Consider the following 1,981-nt stretch of genomic DNA (forward strand, 5'->3'; position numbering starts at 1 on the left):
TGCGCTTTTAAAATGCGCTCCTCCAATAGCGGTAAATAGTTTTCGAAAAGTGGCACCTTTTTTTGACAAGGCCCTTCTCCAACAGACATTACGTCCATTTTCTACACGATTAGAGTGAGGCATTCTAAGAGCCGAACGGAAATCGTGTGGAAAATGTCATAGTTTATTTCATGCCCCGGTCATGCCGGTATTTTAAAGCAATGGCACAGGCCACACTGATCAAAGCGACAATGGTGGAATAGATTCCTACATAAATGGTATCTCCTTTTCCATAGTCGATCAGCAGTGTACAGATGGTCGGCACAAGGCCGGCTACCAGGAAACTCGGCACGTGATAAACAAAGGAAATGCCGGAGTATCTCACTTCTGTTTCAAAATAAGAAGACCAGAGTCCGCTGATAACTGCCCAGATTAAGTTGTAGGCAATGCTCCATCCGAGAACAACTCCCATGATGGTAACAAACAGATTTCCGCCGCTCAGCTCAATGACTTTTAATGTCGGAATACTGAGAAACGCCGATGCCAGCCCTCCGATGACAAACGTTCTGGTCATACCGAACTTTTGTGCACACCATCCGCCGAACAGTGTAAATGGAATCTTGAAAACACATGCAACGATAGTAATGATATAAGTCTGGATCAACGGCATTCCGAGCCATCCGATACAGTAAGATAAAATCCACACAATAAAGATGTTATAAAATGTTCCGTCTACCCAGCGGGTTCCGCATCCGAGAAGCAGCGTTTTCCAATATCCTTTTACCATAGGGATAAATCCTACCTTCTGCTTCTTCCCCTCGGCTTCCTGAGCCTCTAATTTTGCCTGGGCTTTCTTGAAGTCTTCCGTCTCCATCGTGATACCTTTTAAATAGACAACAATCAGTGTCAATATGATTGCTGACAAAAACGGGATTCTCCAGCCCCAGTTAAAAAAGATCTCTTCAGGCAGTACCAACGTCGGTACTGCAATTAAAATGGAGGATAATCCGAATCCTATCGGAAGGCCGATCTGCGGAATCGCTGCGTAGAAAGCCCGCTTATTCTCCGGCACATTTTCAAAAGCCATCAGGATACCGCCGCCCCATGTTCCTCCGCGTCCAAAGCACTGCAGCAGTCGCATAAGCTGAAGTACGACCACGACCCAAATGCCCGCCGTTGCTGCCGACGGCAAAATTCCGATAATAGATGTTGAGATGCCCATCATTAATAAAGAGGCATACATTGTAACTTTGCGTCCCTTCCGGTCACCAATGTGTCCAAAAAACACTGCTCCAAATGGTCCTGCTATGTATCCGATGGCAAAGGACATATAAGAAAGGATCAATGCGGTAGTGCCGTCCCCGGACTGTGAGAAAAATACTTTTGCAAACACAGTTCCTGCAGCAGTGCCGTATAGTAAAAAGCAATACCATTGAACGGCACTTTCAAACAGGGTAACTGCGGCAATTTTCCTAAGACTTAATTTTTGCTCTCCCATAGTTTATTCTCCTTTTTCAGACGATTAATGGCCTTCTCCTTCATAATATTTAAATGGCCAGGGGCCGGAATAATCTGCGCCTGTGGGGATGATCATATAATGGGTATTTACCATGTCATTCTGCAGATCATGAATTAAATATCCGGGATTGCCAAGGAAGAAGCGGTCTCCTCCCCCTTTGAAATGATCAGCCAGTTCTTCCTGAGTGACATCCGGTCCGTCTTTTGTCCTGAAGTCTACTTCCATCTGCATGGCGATCGGCGGACAAGTCACACAGGACACTCCCTGCCATGAAGTAAAGATACCGGTGTGCATATGGCCGCAGCAAAGACGGACATTTTTATGTTTCTTTAAAATTGCGGCCAGCCGGTCAGCCTGTGCAAACCCCTCATCCATCGCTGCCAGCCCGGTAGTAAAAGGCGGGTGATGGGTAAATACCAAAGTAGGTTTGTTTGGATATTCAATAATTTTCTTCTCCAGCCATTCTGCGACCTCATCCGTCAG

General features: G+C 45.9%; 1 protein-coding gene and 1 pseudogene. Both read right to left on the reverse strand.

What is annotated here, in order from left to right; all coding sequences use genetic code 11:
• Positions 1-163: 163 nt before the first annotated feature.
• A complete protein-coding gene (locus QVP35_RS08850; RefSeq protein ID WP_006566906.1) occupies positions 164-1,477 on the reverse strand; it encodes an MFS transporter in 1,314 nt (437 codons plus the stop codon).
• A gap of 24 nt (positions 1,478-1,501) precedes the next feature.
• A pseudogene (locus QVP35_RS08855) lies at positions 1,502-1,981 on the reverse strand (phosphodiesterase); the annotation flags it as partial.

Source organism: Anaerostipes sp. CAG:276 (genome assembly GCF_000432215.1).
Taxonomy (GTDB): Bacteria; Bacillota; Clostridia; order Lachnospirales; family Lachnospiraceae; genus Anaerostipes; species Anaerostipes caccae.

Excerpts from the sequence above, each read along its gene's own strand:
- QVP35_RS08850 (WP_006566906.1), bottom strand. The coding sequence starts at position 1,477 with ATGGGAGAGCAAAAATTAAGTCTTAGGAAAATTGCCGCAGTTACCCTG.